The 21,412-nt window shown below is 52.6% G+C and carries 17 protein-coding genes; 13 read left to right on the top strand and 4 right to left on the bottom strand.

All coding sequences use genetic code 11. The features are described from left to right. The first annotated feature begins 3 nt into the window (after positions 1-3). Together ACS5NO_RS28800 and ACS5NO_RS28795 are read left to right on the top strand one after the other, a co-directional pair. On the top strand, positions 4-1,098 hold the full coding sequence (locus ACS5NO_RS28800) for a phosphotransferase family protein (protein ID WP_439418343.1): 1,095 nt from the start codon (positions 4-6) through the stop codon (positions 1,096-1,098). Then, entirely contained in the window at positions 1,095-1,838 is a 744-nt protein-coding gene (locus ACS5NO_RS28795) for an HpcH/HpaI aldolase family protein (RefSeq protein ID WP_439418342.1), read from the top strand. The genes ACS5NO_RS28800 and ACS5NO_RS28795 overlap by 4 nt, the downstream gene beginning before the upstream one ends. Before the next feature lie 123 nt (positions 1,839-1,961). Here ACS5NO_RS28795 and ACS5NO_RS28790 read toward each other — a convergent pair whose 3' ends face one another. Continuing rightward, a complete protein-coding gene (locus ACS5NO_RS28790; protein ID WP_439418341.1) occupies positions 1,962-2,795 on the bottom strand; it encodes a 5'-methylthioadenosine/adenosylhomocysteine nucleosidase in 834 nt (277 codons plus the stop codon). Positions 2,796-2,845: 50 nt separating this feature from the next. Between ACS5NO_RS28790 and ACS5NO_RS28785 the strand changes: the two genes are divergently transcribed. Then, positions 2,846-3,289, top strand: coding sequence for a RidA family protein (locus ACS5NO_RS28785; protein ID WP_439418340.1), 444 nt, complete (start codon positions 2,846-2,848; stop codon positions 3,287-3,289). A 3-nt stretch (positions 3,290-3,292) separates the two neighbouring features. Here the strand turns inward: ACS5NO_RS28785 and ACS5NO_RS28780 are convergent, their stop codons facing one another. Together ACS5NO_RS28780 and ACS5NO_RS28775 are read right to left on the bottom strand one after the other, a co-directional pair. After that, positions 3,293-4,609 (bottom strand): NCS2 family permease, encoded by a 1,317-nt coding sequence (locus ACS5NO_RS28780; protein WP_439418339.1) that lies wholly within the window; start codon positions 4,607-4,609, stop codon positions 3,293-3,295. Between the two features lie 256 nt (positions 4,610-4,865). Beyond that, positions 4,866-5,399 carry a hypothetical protein gene (locus ACS5NO_RS28775; protein WP_439418338.1) on the bottom strand — a complete coding sequence of 178 codons (534 nt, stop codon included), beginning with the start codon at positions 5,397-5,399 and terminating at the stop codon, positions 4,866-4,868. A 95-nt stretch (positions 5,400-5,494) separates the two neighbouring features. Between ACS5NO_RS28775 and ACS5NO_RS28770 the strand changes: the two genes are divergently transcribed. From ACS5NO_RS28770 to ACS5NO_RS28755, 4 genes are all read left to right on the top strand, one after another. Then, positions 5,495-6,706 (top strand): sensor histidine kinase, encoded by a 1,212-nt coding sequence (locus ACS5NO_RS28770; protein ID WP_439418337.1) that lies wholly within the window; start codon positions 5,495-5,497, stop codon positions 6,704-6,706. A 122-nt stretch (positions 6,707-6,828) separates the two neighbouring features. Next, entirely contained in the window at positions 6,829-7,575 is a 747-nt protein-coding gene (locus tag ACS5NO_RS28765) for a LytR/AlgR family response regulator transcription factor (RefSeq protein WP_439418336.1), read from the top strand. Positions 7,576-7,632: 57 nt separating this feature from the next. Continuing rightward, positions 7,633-8,298, top strand: coding sequence for a Uma2 family endonuclease (locus ACS5NO_RS28760; RefSeq protein WP_439418335.1), 666 nt, complete (start codon positions 7,633-7,635; stop codon positions 8,296-8,298). 86 nt (positions 8,299-8,384) lie between these two features. Then, positions 8,385-8,831 (top strand): PepSY-like domain-containing protein, encoded by a 447-nt coding sequence (locus ACS5NO_RS28755; protein WP_150876215.1) that lies wholly within the window; start codon positions 8,385-8,387, stop codon positions 8,829-8,831. Here ACS5NO_RS28755 and ACS5NO_RS28750 read toward each other — a convergent pair whose 3' ends face one another. Next, positions 8,832-11,045 (bottom strand): S9 family peptidase, encoded by a 2,214-nt coding sequence (locus tag ACS5NO_RS28750; RefSeq protein ID WP_439418334.1) that lies wholly within the window; start codon positions 11,043-11,045, stop codon positions 8,832-8,834. It abuts the gene before it with no gap. A 220-nt stretch (positions 11,046-11,265) separates the two neighbouring features. Between ACS5NO_RS28750 and ACS5NO_RS28745 the strand changes: the two genes are divergently transcribed. From ACS5NO_RS28745 to ACS5NO_RS28720, 6 genes are all read left to right on the top strand, one after another. Continuing rightward, positions 11,266-11,868 (top strand): RNA polymerase sigma factor, encoded by a 603-nt coding sequence (locus tag ACS5NO_RS28745; protein WP_439418333.1) that lies wholly within the window; start codon positions 11,266-11,268, stop codon positions 11,866-11,868. A gap of 71 nt (positions 11,869-11,939) precedes the next feature. After that, positions 11,940-13,007, top strand: a complete 1,068-nt coding sequence (locus ACS5NO_RS28740) for a FecR family protein (RefSeq protein WP_439418332.1) — start codon at positions 11,940-11,942, stop codon at positions 13,005-13,007. 172 nt (positions 13,008-13,179) lie between these two features. After that, positions 13,180-16,527, top strand: coding sequence for a TonB-dependent receptor (locus ACS5NO_RS28735; RefSeq protein ID WP_439418331.1), 3,348 nt, complete (start codon positions 13,180-13,182; stop codon positions 16,525-16,527). A 16-nt stretch (positions 16,528-16,543) separates the two neighbouring features. Beyond that, positions 16,544-18,187, top strand: coding sequence for a RagB/SusD family nutrient uptake outer membrane protein (locus tag ACS5NO_RS28730; RefSeq protein ID WP_439418330.1), 1,644 nt, complete (start codon positions 16,544-16,546; stop codon positions 18,185-18,187). 72 nt (positions 18,188-18,259) lie between these two features. Beyond that, positions 18,260-19,750, top strand: coding sequence for a sulfatase (locus ACS5NO_RS28725; RefSeq protein WP_439418329.1), 1,491 nt, complete (start codon positions 18,260-18,262; stop codon positions 19,748-19,750). 62 nt (positions 19,751-19,812) lie between these two features. Beyond that, complete coding sequence (locus ACS5NO_RS28720) at positions 19,813-21,408, top strand: arylsulfatase (RefSeq protein WP_439418328.1); 1,596 nt, start codon at positions 19,813-19,815, stop codon at positions 21,406-21,408. The last annotated feature ends 4 nt before the right edge of the window (positions 21,409-21,412 follow it).

Genomic DNA, 21,412 nt, shown 5'->3' with positions numbered 1-21,412 from the left:
AGAATGGCGAATCGGCAACAGATTTATTACTGGAAATGCGACCGGCCTTCTGCTTTTTATAGTCTGATAATTCCCGTTGCTTCCACGTCGGATCAGAACATAACCGACGCGCTGCGAACGGTTTTGCAGGCCCATTTTGGGGATTCTTCCTTTACACTGCAACCAGCGGGCGGTCAGGGCAATCATTTGACGTATCTGGCGACGCACCGCGGAGAAACGTATTTTCTGCGGCTGGAAAATGGGCCGGAAAAAGATGAGTATATGGACGTGGAAGCTGCCGTTCTGGATCAGGTTCGCCAAACCGGGGTGCCGACGCCAGCGGTTTTTGCCGTCGATGCGTCCCGGTCGAAGGTGCCTTTTGCGTACCAGATTCTGGCGTTTATCGATGCGCCGGATTTGAACGCGTTACACAAAAAAGGGGCGTTGAACGAACACGCTATTGCGCACGAAATTGGGGTTAATCTGGCCCGCTGGCAGCAAATTTCACCCGAAAAATTCGGCCCTTTTGATCCGGAGCTGCTTCGAAAAACCGGTCGGCTAATCGGTTTACACGAAACGTACTGCGCTTATTTCCGGCTGAACTGGGAACGGCATCTGGATTTTCTGACGAACGCCCAGTTTCTGACCAACGAAGAAAGCCTTGACTTACAGGGTCTTGTCGATAAAAACGACGCTTTGCTGGCGTTGAAAACCGGTTGTCTGGTTCATAAAGATCTGGCGTTGTGGAACATGCTGGGAACGCCGGACGAACTAAAAGCCGTCATCGACTGGGACGACACCATTTCGGGTGACCCCACGGATGACCTGGCTCTGCTGGCCTGTTTTCATTCCGGCGACTTCATCAAGGCAGTTTTGACGGGTTATCAGACCATCCGGGAATTGCCGGAACAATTTCTGCCGCGTTTCTGGCTGCATCTGCTTCGGAATATGATCGTCAAAGCCGTTATCCGGGTGGGAGCGGGGTACTTCGACCGGCAGGACGATTTTTTCCTGATCGGAGCCGGATCGTCGGGACAATCCCTGAAAAGCTTCACCAAAGCGCGCATTCGAACGGCGATGCTGGGTTTGCAAGGCCATAAAACGATCGCTGATTTATGAATTCCTTCGAAAAGAAAAATGCCCGTCGACTGGCTTTAGGAACCTGGTTGTCAACGGGTTCACCGGTTATTGCCGAGCTGGCCGGGGCGTGTTCGCTGGACTGGCTGTTGTTCGATCTGGAGCATGGCTGTCTGACGGAAAGCGGGTTGCTGACGAATTTGCAGGCCGTCCGAAATCCGGAGGTTACGCTCATGGTTCGGGTGGGCAGCCTCGATCCGGCGCTGATTGCCCGGGCGCTGGACTGGGGTGCATCGGGCATTATGCTGCCGCATGTCTCAACTCCGGCGCAGGCTTCCGCCTGCGTGGCCGCCATGCGCTATCCGCCCCATGGAACCCGCGGATATTCCGGTTCGGTGCGGGCGTATGCCTACGGACTGCGTGCGTCCAAAGCCATTCAGGAACTGCCCGCTCCGGTTTTTATGGCCCAACTGGAAGACTATGAAGGCGTTATGAATGCCGAAGCGATTGCTGGAGTTTCGGGGGTCGATGTGCTTTTTGTGGGGCCAGCGGATCTGAAACTGGATTTAGCCGTACGCTGCCCATCAAAACCGTCGATGACGTTTACCGACGCCCTGGCGCGGGTGAGTCAGGCGGCCCAAAAGAACGGGAAGCAGGCCGGGATTCTGGTGCGAAACCCGGCCGATGTACCGGAGCTGCGAAAAGCCGGTTTTTCCTGTCTGGCCATCGGCTCGGATCTGGGAATTTTGCGCGACGGTTTTCAGACTATTCTTACCTTGTAATTTCATCCCGGCACATTCTGACAATCAATTGCGGGAACGAATGTATCGAAGACTGTTGTCTGGAACCCAACACGGTTTTCAGTATCTCAAAGCGATCAAATCGTTTTTTTAACCCTGACCAGCTTACAGTTTCCCCACAATCGTCATCACCAGATTGGCCGAATTGCGGGCGGCAATCTTAAAAAACGTGAGCATATCCTGCCGGGCGTTGGAGTTGGCTTTGTCGCTCAAACTCCGGATCACCAGACAGGGAACCTGTTGCTGGTAGCAAACCTGCGCCACAGCCGCGCCTTCCATTTCGGTAGCGTCAGCCTTGAATTCCGACCAGAGACTGGCCACTTTTTCGTCGGACGAAACGAAGACATCGCCCGTCACCACCGTGCCTACCACAACAGATGGCGGGCGCGAGGTAGAGGGAATGCTCTCAAACGGAACGGTTTTCGCGGCTTCCTGTGCTGCCAGCATCATGATTGAATCGGCGGGAAAATACGTTGGGTTCAGATCTTTCGTGATGGCGTTGCGGGTTTGATTCGTTTTCTGCTGTTGAAACGTAATGTAACCGTAATCGTGGTGGGCGGTTTGCCGGGCAATCACGATGTCGCCGGGTTGAAGGTCGGGATTGGTGCCACCCGCGATTCCCGTAAAAAGCACCCGTTCCGGTTTGAAATAGGCCAGTACAAATGCCGTCGTCATAGCAGCATTAACCTTTCCAATTCCGGTTTCGGCGATCACGACTTTGTGGCCATTGATCCGGCCGGTCATAAAGTGAATTCCGTTTAGAGTCCGGCTTTTCGGTTTCCTGAGGGATTTCTGTACCAGCTTCACCTCTTCGTCGAAAGCGCCGAGCAAGGCCGTAATCGGACGGGGTTTATACCGTTGGGCCTGAATAGGCGTAGTGCCGGCGACAAGCCCGATTACGAACAATCCCAAAATCAGAAATTTGTTTAAACGAATCATTTTGTATAGTTTATGCCGCATACATTTCAGTGTTAAACAACTAAAATACGATGAAAAAACTTGCCATTTCTATTCTTGTCATGCTTTCGACCGTTGTTTTTAATGGAGTGAATGCACAATCCAGCCAGAATGCAATTGAAAAACAGAAATTTCATTTTGGGAAGGCAGGTGAAGATGGAGCGGGCTATGCGCAGGCCGTCCGGGTCGGCAAAACCATTTACATTTCGGGAACCGTTGGCGGTGGCGAAGCGGCTTCTGCACTGACGAACGTGTACAAGGGTCTTCAAAAAACACTGGCTTTTTACGGGGCTACTTTTCAGAACGTGGTCAAAGAGAATTTATACACGACCAACATCGAGGAAATGAAAAAGCACAACGACGTTCGGAAGAAGTTTTATAACAACGATTTTCCGGCGGCAACCTGGGTACAGATTCAGCGGCTGTACGAAGAAACGGCCTTGGTAGAAGTGGAACTGGTGGCCGTGCTTCCGTGACCATCAATGTCCGGAAAAGAGTGCCAGAATGCAGAATAAATCGACAAGCAATAAACCGACCGGCACCTCTTTCGATTGGCCAATGGCCAGTTTGACCACCGTCCACGTCAGAAACCCCCAGATAATTCCCTGCGTAATCGAGTAGCTGAACGGAATCAGGACCAGCGCCAGAAAGGCCGGTAAGGCATCGTCCAGCCGACCCCAGTTGATTTTAGTAATCGGTTTCATCATGAAAGCACCGACCAGCACCAATGCCGGGGCAGTGGCAATGGCCGGAATCACCGATAACAAAGGCGATAGAAACAGGAACGGCAGAAAAAGACAACCCGCCACAATGGCCGTCAGGCCCGTACGTCCGCCCTGCGCAATGCCGACCGCCGATTCGATGTAGGCCGTTCCGGGGCTGGTCCCGAGCAAACCCGCCATCGTCGTGGCCACGGCATCGACCGTCAGTGAGCGGTTGAGGTTTAGCGGATTACCGTCTTCGTCATACAGGTCGGCGGCTTCGGCCACGCCCACGAAGGTGGACAAACTGTCGAACAGATCCGTGAAAACGAAGGCAAAAATCACCGGCCAGAGCGACCATTGCAGGGAGTTGACCAGATCCAGTTTGCCGATCAGACTGAAATCCGGGGTGGCAAAAAGCCCCTGAAAATTGACCAGCGTTTTTTGTCCGAAATTCACCGCCGACGCATCGCCCCACCACCGGCCAATGGGTAGTGCGGCCAGGGTAGTGAGCAAAATACCGATGATAATGGCTCCCGGAACTTGCCGGATGACCAGAACGCTGGTGATGAAAAGTCCGAAAATAAACGTCAAAATGATTGGGTCTTTCAGGCTGGCGATGCTGACCAGCGTGGCCGGATTGGCCACAATAAACTTCGCATTTTCAAAGCCAATCAGCGTGATAAACAGGCCAATACCGGCCGAAACGGAATACCGCAGGGGTTTGGGAATGATCCTGACAATGGCCGAACGGACGTTGAAAAGCGACAGGATCAAAAACAGAACACCCGCCCAGAAAACCGCCCCCAGCGCCACTTCGGGGCGGATGCCCATGCCTTTGACGGCGGTGAAGGTGAAAAAGGCGTTGAGTCCCATACCGGGGGCCACCACCATCGGGTTGCGGGCATACAGGCCCATCATTACACTGCACCCGAACGACAGCAGAACCGTGGCCGTCAGAACCCCGCTGAACGGCAAACCGGCCTGACTGAGAATCGCCGGATTGACCACGATGATGTACATGGTTGCCAGAAACGTGGAAACGCCCGCCAGGATTTCGGTGCGGGTTGCGGGAACGGAAAGGCCGGTTTGCATGAAGAACGGATGGATCGAGGTCCGAAAATACGGATTACGAACACCAATTCAACTTCCCGTCTGGCAATCGGGTAATTATTTCGCACAAAAAAGCCCCCGGCCCGGAGCAAACTGCCCATGCCGGGGGACTCGAACCAATTTAACCAAATTATAGTAAAGACGTGAGAGGTGAGACAAGAGACGAAGGCTTGCTGGCTGAGGGGAGCGTCTTTCATCTCTTGTCCTACCTCTTGCTTCTCTTGTCTCACCTCTCTTGTCATTTTCGAAACTCCGTCGCCAGCCATTGCTGATCGGCTGGCATGGCCGCGCCACCCGGTTGTTGCGAAACGGTCCATTGTTGCAAAGCCTGTTCCAGCACGGCATTCAGACTCTCCCGGGTTTTGGCCTGTTTGAGATTGAGTCGTTTTTTTGCCAAATTTTCTTTGTAAATGAGCTGGTTGTCATCATTGTAGAAAAAAACGACGCAGTTCTGCTTCGGTTGGGATTCCACGACCCAGAAGCCCTGGCGGGGCGAGATGGACTGACGATTTTGTCGTCCCTGACCAAAAGTAAAAGCTGATAAAGACAGAAAGAAAGTCGTGGCGAATAACGCCAGTCGGTAGTGTGGATTGATTTTCATGGTGGTAGCGCCGAAGCGGTTCGTTCGTAGTTGTTGTTTTAGTCGGATTTGACGCTTCAAAGGTAAACACGGGAAAAACCGCCTGCCGGGATTATCGCCCAATGCGCCGGTTCCCGACAGATACAGCAAGGGTCTGGCGACGAGTGTAGTTAGGTCTGTGAAAAGAGTCATTTGGCGACGATTGGCTACCGTTCGTCTACAATTCGCCCGATTCGTGGCAGGATTGGTGTCGTTTATCTATATTCGGTCGGCAATCGGGTACTCGTATGCAACTGTCTAACACCAACTTCATCTTTTCCAACCAGCCGCGTTACCGTCTGGCTCGGCATGGGCTTTTCTGGGGAGTTGTTCAACTCTACTTTACGGTTTTGTATGGTGTTTTTCCGATCTCCTATTTCCTGCATCGCGGTTACGGAAAACCCGAAGCGTTCTTTCTGGGTTTTTTTTCCTCCGGGGTCAGTTCACTGATATTTATGCCGGCCCATATGGTTCTGTCGTACGGTATTATTTACGTTTTATTCCCCCGCTATCTGGACAAAGGGCCCTATTGGAAAATGGTAGTTGGTGTCATTCTTTTTTCATTTCTGAGCGCGTCGGCATCGGCCCTTCTGTCGACCTCGGTTGTTGCGCCCTTGCATTCGTGGCTGGGTACGTCGCGGGCTCGCGGGGGTGGCCTAACCTATTTATTGATGGCGGGATTACGGGGCGGCATCACGGTGGGCGGTTTTGCGGCTGCCATCAAACTCGTCAAAATCTGGTACCTCAAAGAGCAGGCGTATCGGCAGATTGAAAAAGAAAAATTTAACGCGGAGTTACAGTTGCTGAAATCCCAGATTCATCCGCACTTTCTGTTCAATACCCTCAACAATCTGTATGCCTTGACGTTACGAAAATCTGATCAGTCGCCGGCGGTTGTGCTGAAACTGTCGCAATTGCTGAGTTATATGCTCTACGACTGCAACGCGTCGGAGGTGTTGCTGGAAAAAGAGATCGCTTTCATGAAAAACTACATCGGACTGGAGCAGTTGCGCTACGGTTCGCGGCTGGATGTTTCGATGAATTTCCACGGCAATTTGCAGGGAATACAGATGGCGCCCCTGTTGCTGATTCCGTTTCTGGAAAATGCTTTCAAACACGGAACCAGTGAACAACTGGAACAGGCCTGGATTTTTCTGGACCTTTCCGTCGATGATCAGGTGCTGACATTCAAGTTGGTCAACAGCCGCGATGCCGATCCGTTTGCCCCAATGGAGGCAGGGGCAACCTCCGTTGGGGCAACCTCCGTTGGGGCAACTTCCGTTGGCGGAATCGGCTTGCAGAACGTCCGGAAGCGGCTGGAATTGCTGTATCCGGGTCGTTATGAACTGAAAATTCAGCCGGAAGAAGAAACGTTTCTGGTCGATTTGACCTTGCGGTTACCCCGGGAGTCGGCGGTTTTGAAACCGAATACCGTGCCGGTAGCTGAAATACCGGTTTAAAATAAAAAGTAGCCCCTAAATCCCCTAAAGGGGACTTGGACACCGCATAACCCGGATTTTAAAGTCCCCTTTAGGGGATTTAGGGGCTTAAAAAATAATAACAACAACAAATACACATCCCTATGAACGTACGTTGTCTGCTGATTGATGACGAGCCACACGCTGTGGAAATTATCGAATCGTACATCGAACTGGTCGATGGGCTAGAGATTGTCGGCAAATGCCACAATGCCATTCAGGCATTCAGTATGCTCCAGTCGATGCCGGTTGATCTGCTGTTTTTAGACATTAAAATGCCCAAACTCTCCGGCACCGATTTCCTGCGGAGTTTGCGGAATCCCCCCAAAGTGATTTTCACGACGGCGTATCGCGAATACGCACTGGACGGTTTTGATCTGGACGTGGTCGATTACCTGCTCAAACCCATTCCGTTCGAGCGGTTTTTGCGGGCGGTTTCCAAAGTCATGCGGCTTGAACCCCAGCCTATGGCGAACGGTATTTCGGAGCCGGATCAGCCGCCCGTTGAAAAGGAGCTGGTGCCGTCGGAGCGCGACGCGTTTCTCTATTTTCGGGCCGACCGCAAAATGGTGAAGGTCTATACCAAAGACATTCTCTACGTCGAAAGCCTGAAAGATTACATCAAAATCATCACCACCAACGCCAAACCGCTGGTGGTGAAACAGGCCATTAGTTCGGTGGAAGCCATGCTGCCGGGCCGGGATTTTCTGCGGATTCACCGGTCGTTCATTGTGGCCATCGACAAGATTTCAGCCTGGTCGCCCAGCCACATCGAGGTCGCCGGGCAGGAACTCCCGATTGGGCGGCTACACCAGAAGGACGTCGGCCGGGCGTTGAAAATGGAAGTGTAGCGTATTCTTAAAGCACATTTGCCGGAAAAACCGTATTTTGCATCAAACGAAAAAGGTATGCAGACGCTTGAGAAGAAAGAAGTTTCCGGAAAGTCCCGTAAACCGCAAGGTGTCAAATCGCCTGTAAAGACGTCTAAACAAAAAGTAGCCCTGGAATCGCTGGTGTATGAGGTGCTGGATGGGCGACCGCTATATTACAGCGGTTATGAAGACGTTTTAGCGGGGAAAAAAACACTGGAAGAAATTATGGGTTCCAGTTCGTTGCAGTGGGTTTTAGTATCGTATTTCATGCGAATAATGATTCGTTCTCTGGACGAGAAAAAATATTGGTTTGCTTCCAACGAAGCTGGTGTTCATCTGGATCACCGGAATAATTTGTCGCACGATGCCGCGATTTATGAAAAAAGTGTCTTGACACCGGATAAAATTAATGTTCATTATGTGGACGTCCCCGCCAAAGTGGCCGTTGAAATTGATGTAAAAGCCGATCTGTCTAAAACAGAAGACTTTAATTACGTCAATAAAAAAACCCGAAAGCTCCTCGATTTTGGTACGGCTAAGGTAATCTGGATTTTCACGGACACGCAGCAAGTGGTGATTGCCGAACAAACCGCCGATGCCTGGCTGACCATGGATTGGCACCGGGATCTGGAATTGCTCGACGGTCAGACGTTCAACATTGGCCGGTATTTGGAAGAGGAAGGGATTAAAGTAGAAAACTGATTTTTTTAAAAAAGCAGCCAACCGTAGGGGTACACTTGCGTTGAGGGGTCATGGTTTCGATTTGAACATAACCTCAGCTAAAACGTATGAAAACAGTACGCTTCGTTCTCTCGGGTTTATTGATTTGGGGCCTTACGGCTTGTGATCAGGAAAAAAATGTGACACCCGAAGCCTTGCCACAAAATGCACAAAACTTCATCCGTACGCATTTTCCACAGGAAACCATCCTGCAAGTGGTGAAAGAGCGTGACGGTTTGACCACCGGTTTCGATGTCATCCTGAGCAACGGTTTTGATCTGGATTTCACCAAATCCGGCGAGTGCACGCAGGTAGACGGGAAAGACCAGGCGATTCCGGATGCGGTGATCAATCCGGAAAAAATACGCACCTACGTGCAAACAAATTTCTCCCAACAAACCATTGTCAGTTGGGAGAAAAACGAAAACGACCGCGACCGTTACAGTATTGAGTTGTCGAATGGGCTGGATCTGAATTTTGATAAAAACGGCGATTTTCTGCGTGTTGACGACTGATTAGTCGACAGCCCCGTTTTTCAAATACTTCTCCAGATATTCCGTATACTGCTGATAAAGCAGCAGTGAACTGGTGCTGTTGTAGGCCACGCCGTGCGCACCCGGTGGATAAATGCGCAGGTCGGCGTCTTTCCCGGCGTCTTCCAGCGCATTCATCAACTGCATGGTGTTCCGGACGTGAACGTTTTCATCCATCGTCGAATGCGCGATGAACATTTTACCCTGGAGGTTTTTAGCGTTCGGCGAAACCGCGCTTTTCTGGTATTGGGCGTCGTTTTCGGGCAGCAACCCCATGTAGCGTTCGGTGTAAATGCTGTCGTATAGCCGCCAGTCGGTGACGGGAGCCCCCACGAGCGCAACTTTGAAAATACCGGGGTGGGTCAGCATCGTGTAGCTACTCATGTACCCGCCATAGCTGTGTCCCCGGATGGCCATCCGGCCACCATCGATCCAGGGCAGCGTACCCAGGTATTTGGCGGTTTCAACAAAGTCCCGGCTTTCGTACTGACCGAGTTTTTCGTAAACCACTTTTTCGAAATCAGAACCGTAGCCGCCACTGCCCCGGTTGTTCACACTCACAATGACGTAACCCTGTTGCGCCAGAAACTGGTGCCAGCCGGACGTATTGAACTCATTGTAAACCGATTGCGCACCCGGTCCACCGTAAATATCCATCACCACCGGATACTTTTTGGTGGCGTCGAAATCGAGCGGTTTCAGGATCGAGATGTCGATTTTCTGGCCATCGGAAGTCGTGAAGTGGGTCAGTTCTTTCGTCGCATAGGTGTAGTTGCTGATGAATTTCGTCACGTTGGCGTTGGTTTCCAGCGGTTTGACAAGTTTGCCTTTGGTGTCCCAGAGCTCCACGCGGGTAGGCGTGGTGGTGTTCGAATACCGGTCGATGTAATACTGGCTGTTGGGCGCAAAATCGATCTTGTGCCGACCCGCTGACTGAGTCAGCTTTCGCTTGTTTTTACCGTCAAAATCAACCGCATACAGTTGCCGGTCCAGCGGGGATTGCTCGGTTGAGGTGTAGTAAATCTTTTTGTTTTTGGCGTCGATGTTGTGAACAAAAACCACTTCCCAATTGCCCTTCGTAACCTGATTGAGCAGTTTTCCGGTATAATCATACCGGTACAGATGCGCCCAGCCATCCCGCTCCGAAACCCAGAAAAACTCCTGCGAATTGGCCGGAAAATAGAAATAGTGCATGATACCGGCGAAGAAATCGAACACGTCGACCCAAGTTTTCGACGTTTCCTCCATAATCTGCTTCGCGTCGCCGGTGCGGGCGTTGGTCAAAAACAGTTTCAGGTGGTTTTGCTTGCGGTTCAGGTGCACCACCGCCAGTTGCCCTTCCTGCGACGTCCAGTAAATGCGGGGAATATAGCCATCGCCCAAATCGACTTTCATCCACTGCTGTTTCGTATTGGAGAGTTCAACGACGCCGATTCGGGCGGTCGGATTCTTGTCACCCACGCGCGGGTAGGGGAGCTTTGTGAAATTTTCGTCAAAGCCCTTGTAATCGGTCATGGCGTAAATCGGCACTTCGCGCTCGTCAATCTGCCAGTAGGCGATGAACTTGCTGTCGGGCGACCATTCCCAGGCCTGCGCCAGACCAAATTCTTCCTCATAGGCCCAGCCAAACCGGCCGTTGTAGAGCGAGGGAGCGGCATCGTTGGTGAGCTGCGTTTCTTTCTGCGTGGCAAAGTCAAACACAAACAGATTGCCGTCCCGTTCGTAACCAATCTTCAAACCGTCGGGTGAGAGTTCAGCGGTTTGGGCGTCTTTTGCAACCTGCTTCAGGCTTTTATCGGCGACACTGTACACGTAATAATCCGAAATGCCCGAGCGACGCCAGACGGGCCGGAAGTTGGTTTGAAACAACAGATTTTTGGAGTCTTTCGACCATTGAAACGATTCATAGGTAAACGGCTGGCCGGTTTCGGGAAACTTGAGCGCACTGCCGTCAAAGACCACCTCTTCGCGCTGGTCTTTTGGCGAAAACGATTTAATCACACCCTGGTCGATAAACGAAAAACGGGTCCCGCCATCGATCCAATTAACGCTCGAAGGGCCTTGTGAACCAGCGAGTTGGCCAGAAGCGGCTAGGGCCTGTTGCAGATTTTGAAACCGTTGCTTTTGTTGGGAAAAAGCGGGAAACTGAATAAAAAGAACGAAAAGAAATTGAAACGAAAATAAGGTACGGAACATAAGGCCAGTCAGTGTGAAGTGTGTTCAAAAGTAGTGAAAAAATGAATTCGATGGCGTATCTGCACTCCAACCGATTTCTTCCGTACGATAGACACATTTTAAGAAGTAATTGTACCTTTGGGTTGTACTTTAGTAATCTTTCAGGCAATAAGAGAAAGCGAACCGGCTGATTTCTGGATCAAAACTGTCGGATTAGGGCAACTTTTACTTCAACACGTTGATGTCTTTTTCGGAAACTACGGACGATAAGACCTTGTGGCAGGCCTTCAAACGGGGTGACGAAACCGCCTTTGGGCTGCTCTACCAGCGGTATGTCCGGGTGTTGTTCAGTTACGGTAAAAAGCTGTCCCGCGACGAACAGGCGGTTGAAGATGCGGTTCAGGATCTGTTTGTGGATTTGTGGCAAAGCCGTAGCCGCCTGAGTGACGTCGAATCAGCCCGGTTTTATTTGTTTCGCTCCCTGCGCCGGAAAATTCACAAGGCCCTCCGGCCCGATCAGCTTGCCTTCGAAAGCTGGGAAATGACCGACGAATGGCGGCTGCCCACCAGCCCGGCGCAGGAAACGGAAGTGATCAATGCCGAAAGGCTGCAAACGCAAACCGCTGATTTGCAGGCCAAACTGAAGAAGCTGCCGCTTCGCCAATACGAAGTCCTGCTGCTCTACTATTACCAGGATTTCAGCTACGCCCAGATTGCGGACATTCTGGCCATCAACGAACAATCCGTCCGGAATTTGCTGCAACGCGGGCTTCATAAACTCCGTCAGTTCGCTTTTCTGTTTAGCACCATACTGCTTTTTTTATTTTTTTTTCTTCGCAAGTGAGTTAAACCGCGGCTTCCTTTTCTCTTTCTTTTTAAAGGCATAATCTAATTACGTAGCCAAAAAGTGATAGGATGGAGTACGCGGATTTTGATTTGGAAGACTTTCTAAAGGATGCGTCTTTCAGACAATGGGTGTATGCACCGACCCCGGAAACCGATGCTTTCTGGCGGCAGTTTCTGGACCGACATCCCGAAAAACAGGCGGTTGTCGACCATGCCCGGACGGTTTTGCAATCGATCGATGAGGCTGTTATTCAGGATTATCCGGACGAGGAACAAGTCGGGCGCATGTTTGCGAACGTCCGCGAACGTACTCAGCCTGCCCCCGTGCGCCGACTTCCGACCCCGTGGCGCTGGCTCGCGGCTGCCTCCATTCTACTTGGTCTGGGACTTTGGGTTTACCAGAAAAACCGCCTTCCGACGCAGTATGAGCAGTTGATCGATCAGGCGTCTACGGCTTTACTGGAAAAAGTCAACCAGTCCGAGCAACCAATGACGGTTCGTCTGCCCGACCAGAGTACGGTTTTGTTACAGCCGAATAGCCGGATCAGTTTCGCCCGGGATTTCGGCGGTCAGGCAAAACGGGAAGTGTATCTAACTGGCGAAGCCTTCTTTCAGGTGACCAAAAATCCGGCAAAACCGTTTTTTGTTTACGCCGACGAACTGGTCACCAAGGTGCTGGGCACCAGTTTCTGGATCAAAGCCGTCGAAGCGGGCAAGCAGGTGGTGGTGCAGGTGAAAACCGGCAAAGTCTCGGTTTTTGCCCGAACCGATAGCCGCGCCAATGCGATGCAGGCCAATCGCGAACTGGAAGGCGTGGTGTTGACCCCTAACCAACAACTGGCTTTCTCCCGCGACGAGGTTCGGATGAAGAAATCGCTGGTCGCTGAGCCGGAACCGGTTTACCCACAGCGTTTTGAGTTTAAGGATGCGCCCGTTTCCCGGATCTTTTCGGAACTGGAGCAGGCCTATGGGATTGATATCGTGTATGATGAAGAACTGCTGGGCAATTGTCTGTTAACGGCCTCCTTAGCCGAAGAACCCCTTTTTGAGAAGCTGACACTCCTTTGCAAAGGCATTGAAGGGCATTACGAAGTCGTTGATGCACAGATTGTTATTTCGGCAAAAGGATGCCAATAGATGAAGCGGTTTTTGCGCTTGAAACCGGGGTTACTTATGTATTGTATATCTAGTCTAGTGATTTAATTTACTAAATTCGTTCTGATTACTGAAAAATGAAATACTTTCGCCCTTCGAAAGCGGCAGAGGAATCAAATGACCCTTACCCTAATACACCTAATAAACTGAATACATGAAAAAAAATCTCCCTACCCTGATCTCCTGGCGAATGGCCCTGAAGCTGAGTTTTCTGCAACTGCTCCTTTCGGGACTGGTAACCAGCATTGCTCTGGCGACCGGTATCCGGGCGCAGGCTATCCTAAACACCAAAGTGACGATTCAGATGCAGAATCAGGACGTGAAAACGGTTCTGGCGCTGATCGAAGAGCAGACGAAAGTCAAGTTTCTCTATAGCACAAGCCTGATTCAGGCCGACCGGAAAATATCGCTGAATGTACAGCGTGAAAAGTTGGGAACGGTGTTGGAAGACATGCTCAAGCCGCTGAATCTGGGCTATGAAGTGTCCGGTAAACAGATCATACTGAACCGCTTGCCCGGTGTGACCCCGGCGGTTAAACCCAATTCGTCGCCGGAAGCCTCCCTGCTGAATCAGCCGGTTGAGGAAGTGATTTCGGGAACGGTTTCGGATGAAAAAGGCGGAGGGTTGCCCGGCGTTTCCATTGTGATGAAAGGCACCCAGCGCGGCACGACAACCGACGGAAATGGCCAGTTTCGCATCAGTGTGCCGGATAAATCGGTGACGCTGGTGTTCAGCTTTGTCGGTTATCTGACGCAGGAAATCCCCGTTGGTTCCAAAACCACACTGAACATCGTTCTGAAAACGGATGAAAAAACCTTGAGCGAGATTGTGGTGGTGGGCTACGGGACGCAGAAAAAACGGGATTTGACGGGCGCGATTTCCTCCATTTCCAGCAAAGACATTTCCGAAACCCCGGCGGCCAATTTCCTGTCGAACGCCCAGGGCCGACTCGCCGGGGTCGACATCGTCCGGGCCAACGGCGCTCCTGGTTCCAATCCCACCATCCGGATTCGCGGAAACCGGTCGATCAACGCCAGCAACAACCCGCTGTATGTCATCGACGGCATTCCGACGGATGTGAATATTAACGACTTCAATCCGAACGACATCGAGTCCATGGAGGTGCTGAAAGATGCCAGCGCCGTAGCCATTTACGGGTCGCGGGGAGCCAACGGCGTCATTCTGATCACAACCAAACGCGGAAAGGAGGGGAAAGCCGTGTTGAGCTACGATGGCTATTACGGCATCAAAAAGGCGAAAAAAGACCTGAATTTGATGAACGGGAATGAATTTGCCCGGTATGCACGGATTTCGCGGGGACTCGCTCCCGACAACGCCAGCCAGGACGCGGCTTTGATGAGCAGCCTGGAAATCGACAACCTGAGCAAAGGGATTTCCACCGATTGGCTGGACCTCATTCTGCGCGACGGTGTTCAGCAAAGCCACCAGCTTTCGGCCAGTGGCGGGTCTGAGAATACGACGTATTACCTGTCCGGTTCGTTTTTCGACGAAAAAGGCGTGCTGCAAAAAAGCGATTACCGTCGGTATTCGTTCCGGGCCAACATCGACACCAAATTGACCGAGCGGCTGAAGATCGGCGTGAGCGCGACGGTATCGACCGACCTGCAAAACGTGATGTCGAACGCACCCTACAACAACGCCCTGCTTTTCTCACCCCTGATCGAGCCTTACAATGCGGAAGGTGCTTTTGTGGCCTATCCGAACCCGCGCGAAGGCAATACGACCAGTCCGTTGCTCGAATTTCAGCCGAACCAGTACGTTGATGAAACGAAGAAATACCGGGTTTTTGCCACGCTTTTCGGAGAATACCAACTCGCCGAAGGACTCACCTACCGCCTGAATTACGGCCCGGATTTCAGCACCTACCGCCGGGGGAATTACTCCGGAACGCTGGCGGGCGGCACCAGCCGGGCGACGGTCGAGAACCAGCAAAACTTTGCCTACACGCTGGAAAACCTCCTGAGTTACAACAAGAAATTCGGGCAGCATTCGCTGAATGTGGTGGGGCTGTTCAGTACGCAGAAAAACCGCTTTGAATCCTCAAGTGCCAGCGGTCAGAATATTCCGATCGAAACCTCCTCGTTCTACGATTTAGGGAGTTCGGGAACCGTTACCGGCATTACCAGTTCACTGACCCAGTGGGGGTTATTATCGTATATGGGCCGGATTAACTACGGTTTCAAAGATCGGTATCTGCTCACCCTGACCGGACGCGCCGACGGCTCGTCACGCTTGTCGAAGGGCAACAACTGGGCCTTTTTTCCGTCGGTATCGGCGGGCTGGGTGATTTCGGATGAAGCCTTTCTGGCGGGCAATACGGTATTGTCTTTCCTGAAATTGCGCGTGGGCTATGGCGAAGTGGGCAACACTTCCATTGCGCCTTATCAGACCCTCGGTGGACTGAGTCGCTCCATCTATGCCTTTGGCTCGGAACCGGGTTATGGCTACGGCCTGAGCATCATTCCGAATCCCGATCTGAAATGGGAGATATCCAGAACGCTCAATGTGGGGGTTGATTTCAGTTTCCTGAGCGACCGGATTTCGGGTTCGCTGGAACGCTATGATACCAAAACCAGCGATTTATTGCTCAGTCGGCTCATTCCGATTTCGTCCGGTTACGCGTCGGTTTTGCAAAACATCGGTGCCACCCGCAACCGGGGCTGGGAGTTGACCTTGAATGGAAACGTCGTCAATAGCCCTTCCGGTTTTAAGTGGGACGCCAGCCTAAATTTGTTCTCGAACAAAGAGCAGATTGTCGACCTGTTCAACGGCCGGGATGATGTGGGGAATCAGTGGTTTATCGGACAGCCTATTTCGGTTTTCTACAATTTCAAGCAGCTCGGCATCTGGCAAACCAGTGAAGCCGCCCAGGCAGCCGCCGAAGCCAAACAACGCCCCGGTGACATCAAAATTGCGGACGTCAATGGCCGGGATGCCAATGGAAATTTGACCAACCAGCCCGATGGCGTCATCAATGCCGACGACCGGACGATTTTGGGTTCAGTCGTGCCGAAATGGAGTGGCGGGATCACCAACCGGTTTAGCTTCAAAGGGATCGACTTTTCGTTCCTCGTCTATGCCCGCCAGGGGCAGATGCTCCGGAGTGACTTTCACAATCTGGGCGGAAACCAGTGGCAGGGGCGGTACAATAGCCTGAATTTCGATTACTGGACGCCTGACAATCCGACCAACAAAATCCCGATGCCGTATGCAGCATCGGCTCCCTTGTATGCCGATGCGGTTCGCTTTTTCGATGGCTCGTTTGTCAAAATCCGCAACATCACGCTGGGGTATTCGCTGCCGAAAAGCCTGCTGGCCAAAGCGCACATTTCGAGCCTGCGGCTGTATGCCACCGCCGACAACGCTTTCATCTTTTCGCCCTACAAACTGGTTGATCCCGAGACGGCGACCGGCATTGTGGGCGGCAGCACACCGATGACCTCGGCCACTTTTGTATTCGGCATGAATCTTAAATTCTAAGCGACCCGTTCGAGACATGAAAAACGTCAACTTTATCCTCAGCCTGACCCTTCTGTTGGTCAGTCTTTTCTCCTGCCAGAGCGTTCTGGAAGAAACGCCCGTTGGGCTCGCCACCGCCGATAGCTATTATGCCACACCCGGCGGGCTGGAAGACGGTTTAAAAGCGGTTTATACGCCATTGCGCCGGTTTTACGGCCGTGAAGAAGCCTTCTTCCTGACCGTTACCGGCACCGATATGTTCACCAACGGGTTTGGTGGCGTCACCAATTATCCCGATATCAACAACTACTCCGCCAACTTCCTGGGGTCCAACGCGTTTGTCAGGGCGGTTTGGGACAATTTTTACGTCGGGATCAACCAGGCCAACGCCGTCATCAACCGCGCTCCGGGTGTGGCGGGGGTGACGGAAGCCAACCGGGCGCGCATCATCGGGGAGGCCCGTTTTCTGCGCGCCTTATACTATTTTCATCTGGTTCAGCAGTTCGGCGATGTCCATTTTTCGCTGGAAGAAACCATTGGTGTGCAGACTACGGCTAAAAAAACGCCCGCAAAGACGATTTATGAGCAGGGTATTGTACCGGATCTGCAATATGCCATTGAACACCTGCCCGCCAAAGCCGCCATGTATGGACGGATTACCAAACCGGCTTCGGAAGCACTTCTGGCCCGTGTTCAACTGACGCTGGGGAATTGGGCCGAGGCTGAGCGTCTGGCCAGTCAGGTAACCAAAGCGTATGACTTTCAGATGATTAAACCGTATGGAAGCCTTTGGGATATTAATAATGATGCCAATGCGGAGGTCGTCTGGTCGGTGCAATACACCGCCGATCCCTTGACGAACGGGGCGGGAAACGAAAGCCATTTGTTCTTTTTGTTCGATTATACCCAGAATCCGACCATCATCCGGGATTTGCCCAATGGCCGGGCCTATCAGCGGTTTATGCCGACCAACTACCTGATCAAGCTGTTTGATCCGTCGAAAGACAGCCGTTGGGAAGGCTCGTTCAAAACCGTCTGGTTTGCCAACAACCGGGGCACAATTAACGGAAAAACCGTGATGCCGGGCGATACGGCCATTAAAATTGTCCCGTATTCGGTGCCGGATGCCGCTCAGACTACGGCACCTTACTGGTACATCGACTTCAAGGATACATGGGTGGGCGCGTCGACCATCACCAACAACGAGATTGGCGGAGGGCAGCGCCGACGGTTTCCGGTGATCAAAAAATACATCGATCCGTTGCGGACGAGCATCAATGCCACCGACGGTCGCCGGGATTTTATCGTGATTCGCCTGGCCGAAATGTACCTGATTGCCGGAGAAGCGGCCTGGCGTCAGAACAAACTGCCCGAAGCGGCTGCTTATTTCAACGTGGTGAGAACCCGGGCTGCTCTGGCTGGCAAAGAAAAGGACATGCAGATCACCGCTAGTGACCTCAGCCTGGATTTTGTGCTGGACGAACGGGCGCGCGAGCTGGCGGGTGAAATGCACCGCTGGTATGATTTGAAACGCACGGGCCAGTTGCTGGCGCGGGTCAAAAAATACAACCTCGATGCGGCTCCCAACATCAAGGAGATGCACCTGGTTCGGCCCATTCCGCAAACCCAGATCGACCGGGTGACCAATCCGGGTGAGTTTACGCAGAATCCCGGTTATTGAAGAAAAACAACCGGGGTTTAAGGTTATTAGCCCACGGTTAAAACCGTGGGCTGTTAAAAATGGGTGTAATTCATGTATAGGATAAAATGGATTTTGGTTTGCTCGTTTGCCTTCGGCTTGCCGGGTATACTCGCATTGATTCGACCCGCACAGGAACAGCCGCAGCATCCGAATGTGCTTTTCATCAGCATCGACGACCTGCGTCCTGATCTCAAATGCTACGGCAATCCGGTGATTCATTCGCCCCATCTGGATCGGCTGGCGCAGCAATCGGTGCTTTTTACGCGGCAGTACGTCACCCAGCCGACCTGCGGGGCGTCACGCTACAGTTTGCTCACCGGGCGGCTACCACGCAATCCGGTGGATATTACGAACGAAGCCCTTGAAAAGCAGGTGTCTGGCAAACCCCGGACGGAGGAGCCGGAGACGTTCATCGATCAGTTGCGCCGAAATGGCTACTACACCGTCGGGATGGGCAAGATCAGCCACTCGCCCGATGGCTATGTCTATGGCTACAACGACCCAAAAAGTAATCAGTTGGAACTGCCGCATAGCTGGGACGAAATGCTGTTCGATGCGGGGAAATGGAAAACGGGCTGGAATGCGTTTTTCGGCTACGCCGACGGTTCAAACCGGCAGGGTCGGAAATCGAAAGTCAAACCGTATGAAGCCGCAAACGTAGCCGACGAGGACTATCCCGACGGATTGACGGCCAATTTAGCAGTAGCGAAACTGAAGGAATTGGCGGGCAAAAAGCAACCGTTTTTTCTGGGCATCGGTTTTTTCAAACCGCATCTGCCGTTCAACGCGCCCCAGAAATACTGGGACCTGTATGACGAAGCGAAAATTCCGCTGACACCATCTCCCACGATACCCGAGCACGTCAGTCCGGCCAGTTTGCACGAGAGCGCCGAGTTCAATCAGTATGCGCTGGGCGACGAACAGGCTTCGCTGGAAAAACCGGCTTCGGATGCCTACGCCCGCAAATTGCGTCATGCCTACTACGCCAGTGTGAGTTATACGGATGCGCAGGTGGGCAAGGTGCTGGAAGCCCTGAAGCAGTTGGGAATGGATGAAAATACGATTGTGGTGGTCTGGAGCGATCACGGCTGGCATCTGGGCGATTACCGGGTTTGGGGAAAACACACGATTTTCGAGCAAGCCGTTCGCAGTGTGCTGATCGTCAAAACGCCCGGCATGAAAACCGGCACGGTTCGGAACGAAATCCTGAGTTCGATAGATATTTATCCCACCCTGATGGCGTTATGCGGGGTAAAAACACCGGCCACGCTCGACGGGAAAAGCTTCAGTAGTCTCCTGAAAAAAGGCAAACCGGCTGCCTGGGATGAGCATGTCGCCTACAGTTATTTCAAGCGGGGCATCACGGTCCGCACGGATCGCTATCGGTTCACTCGATATTTCCGGGCGCAGGAACCCACCGTCGAATTATACGATCACCGCACCGATCCCAACGAAAACCGGAACGTGGCCGACACCCATCCGGACGTCGTGAAGCAGCTTATGCCGGTTTGGGAAAAAGGCAATACGGGGGTGTTTAAATGAAGCCGACCGGGGCGTGAAACCGGTACGAAATCCTTTAAAACAAACGCTAACGACCTGAAACAATGGTACTCAAACTCTTAGTGGCTTTTCTGGCTTTGACGTTCGTTTTTTGTCCCGCCCTGCAACCGCCGGAGAAAAAACCGAACATTATCCTGATTCTGGCCGACGACATGGGCTATTCCGATATTGGCTGCTACGGCTCCGAAATCCAGACGCCCAACCTGAACGAGATGGCGAAAAACGGCCTTCGGATGCCGCAGTTCTACAACGCGTCGCGCTGCTGCCCAACCCGGGCGTCGTTGCTGACGGGCCTGTTTCAGCACCAGGCGGGCGTGGGTGACATGGTCAATACCCGACAGCAACCCGCCTACCAGGGCTACCTCAACCAGCAGTGCGTTACGATTGCGGAAGCGTTAAAACCGGCAGGCTATAAAACCTACATGGCCGGAAAATGGCACGTCGGCACCAAACCGGAAGGCTGGCCTGTGAAACGCGGTTTCGACCGGTATTTCGGCTTGATCGACGGAGCGAGCAGTTATTTTGGCAAGGACCCGTACCGGCCTAACCAGAAGCTCACCATCGCGCTGGACGATCAGGAATACACGCCGGAGAAAGGCTATTACGCGACCAATGCCTTCGCCGATCATGCCATTGAATTCATCGGCCAGACGCCCAAAGACCAGCCGTTCTTTCTGTACATGGCCTTTACGGCTCCCCACTGGCCCTTACACGCCCTGCCCCAGGACATTGCCAAATACCGGGGTGCTTACCAGAAAGGGTGGGACAAACTACGGGAAGAGCGGTTTCAGCGGATGAAGGCAATGGGAATTCTGTCGAAAAACAGTTCGCTTTCACCCCGTGATGCATCCATTCCGGCCTGGGATTCATTGAGTGAGGCTGAAAAGAAAGACTGGGAAGACAAGATGGCGGTTTATGCAGCCATGATCGACCGCATGGACCAGAACATTGGCCGAATCCGGCAGAAACTGAAAGAAATGGGGCAGGATCAGAACACGGTGATTCTGTTTTTGTCGGACAATGGAGCCAGTCACGAAAACATCGGAACCGGCAATTTTCTGCCGACCATCTACGAAAGCAGCAAGAAACCGTCGAGCGACCCAACTTCCTTTACGGCCTACGGAAAGCGGGGGGCGAACCTGAGCAATACGCCTTTTCGGTTCTACAAACACTGGGAGTATGAAGGCGGAACCGCCACACCCTTTGTCGCCTACGGCCCCTCGATTGTGAAACCGGGCAAGATCGACCAGCGCCCCGCTCACATCATCGACGTTATGACAACCTGCCTGGATCTGGCGGGAGCTACGTATCCGAAAACCCATAAAGGCTACGCCATCACCCCGGCGGAGGGTGTGAGTCTGGTGCCGGTTTTTCGGGGAACCGCCTGGAAAGGCCACGATGCGCTCTATTTCGAACACGAAGGCAACCGGGCCGTTCGGCAGGGCGACTGGAAACTGGTGTCGGAATTTCCGTCCAACCAATGGGAACTCTATAACCTGAAAACCGACCGGACCGAGCTACAGGATTTGAGCGCGAAAGAACCGCATCGGGTCAAAGCGATGGCGGCACTTTATGACGTCTGGGCCAAACGCGCCGGGGTGATTCCGTTCGCGGAACTTACCAAGGCCAAAGGTGAGTAAATAC

The sequence above is a fragment of the Larkinella fluvii genome (assembly GCF_051857545.1).
In the GTDB taxonomy this organism is placed as follows: domain Bacteria; phylum Bacteroidota; class Bacteroidia; order Cytophagales; family Spirosomataceae; genus Larkinella.
Note: the sequence above shows the minus strand (reverse complement) of the source record. Positions and strands in the feature narration are given on the sequence as shown.

What these genes read in the sequence shown, in the direction of transcription:
- ACS5NO_RS28800 (WP_439418343.1), top strand. Translation starts at nt 4, where the DNA reads ATGGCGAATCGGCAACAGATTTATTACTGGAAATGCGACCGGCCTTCT.
- ACS5NO_RS28795 (WP_439418342.1), top strand. Translation starts at nt 1,095, where the DNA reads ATGAATTCCTTCGAAAAGAAAAATGCCCGTCGACTGGCTTTAGGAACC.
- ACS5NO_RS28790 (WP_439418341.1), bottom strand. Translation starts at nt 2,795, where the DNA reads ATGATTCGTTTAAACAAATTTCTGATTTTGGGATTGTTCGTAATCGGG.
- ACS5NO_RS28785 (WP_439418340.1), top strand. Translation starts at nt 2,846, where the DNA reads ATGAAAAAACTTGCCATTTCTATTCTTGTCATGCTTTCGACCGTTGTT.
- ACS5NO_RS28780 (WP_439418339.1), bottom strand. Translation starts at nt 4,609, where the DNA reads ATGCAAACCGGCCTTTCCGTTCCCGCAACCCGCACCGAAATCCTGGCG.
- ACS5NO_RS28775 (WP_439418338.1), bottom strand. Translation starts at nt 5,399, where the DNA reads ATGACTCTTTTCACAGACCTAACTACACTCGTCGCCAGACCCTTGCTG.
- ACS5NO_RS28770 (WP_439418337.1), top strand. Translation starts at nt 5,495, where the DNA reads ATGCAACTGTCTAACACCAACTTCATCTTTTCCAACCAGCCGCGTTAC.
- ACS5NO_RS28765 (WP_439418336.1), top strand. Translation starts at nt 6,829, where the DNA reads ATGAACGTACGTTGTCTGCTGATTGATGACGAGCCACACGCTGTGGAA.
- ACS5NO_RS28760 (WP_439418335.1), top strand. Translation starts at nt 7,633, where the DNA reads ATGCAGACGCTTGAGAAGAAAGAAGTTTCCGGAAAGTCCCGTAAACCG.
- ACS5NO_RS28755 (WP_150876215.1), top strand. Translation starts at nt 8,385, where the DNA reads ATGAAAACAGTACGCTTCGTTCTCTCGGGTTTATTGATTTGGGGCCTT.
- ACS5NO_RS28750 (WP_439418334.1), bottom strand. Translation starts at nt 11,045, where the DNA reads ATGTTCCGTACCTTATTTTCGTTTCAATTTCTTTTCGTTCTTTTTATT.
- ACS5NO_RS28745 (WP_439418333.1), top strand. Translation starts at nt 11,266, where the DNA reads ATGTCTTTTTCGGAAACTACGGACGATAAGACCTTGTGGCAGGCCTTC.
- ACS5NO_RS28740 (WP_439418332.1), top strand. Translation starts at nt 11,940, where the DNA reads ATGGAGTACGCGGATTTTGATTTGGAAGACTTTCTAAAGGATGCGTCT.
- ACS5NO_RS28735 (WP_439418331.1), top strand. Translation starts at nt 13,180, where the DNA reads ATGAAAAAAAATCTCCCTACCCTGATCTCCTGGCGAATGGCCCTGAAG.
- ACS5NO_RS28730 (WP_439418330.1), top strand. Translation starts at nt 16,544, where the DNA reads ATGAAAAACGTCAACTTTATCCTCAGCCTGACCCTTCTGTTGGTCAGT.
- ACS5NO_RS28725 (WP_439418329.1), top strand. Translation starts at nt 18,260, where the DNA reads ATGTATAGGATAAAATGGATTTTGGTTTGCTCGTTTGCCTTCGGCTTG.
- ACS5NO_RS28720 (WP_439418328.1), top strand. Translation starts at nt 19,813, where the DNA reads ATGGTACTCAAACTCTTAGTGGCTTTTCTGGCTTTGACGTTCGTTTTT.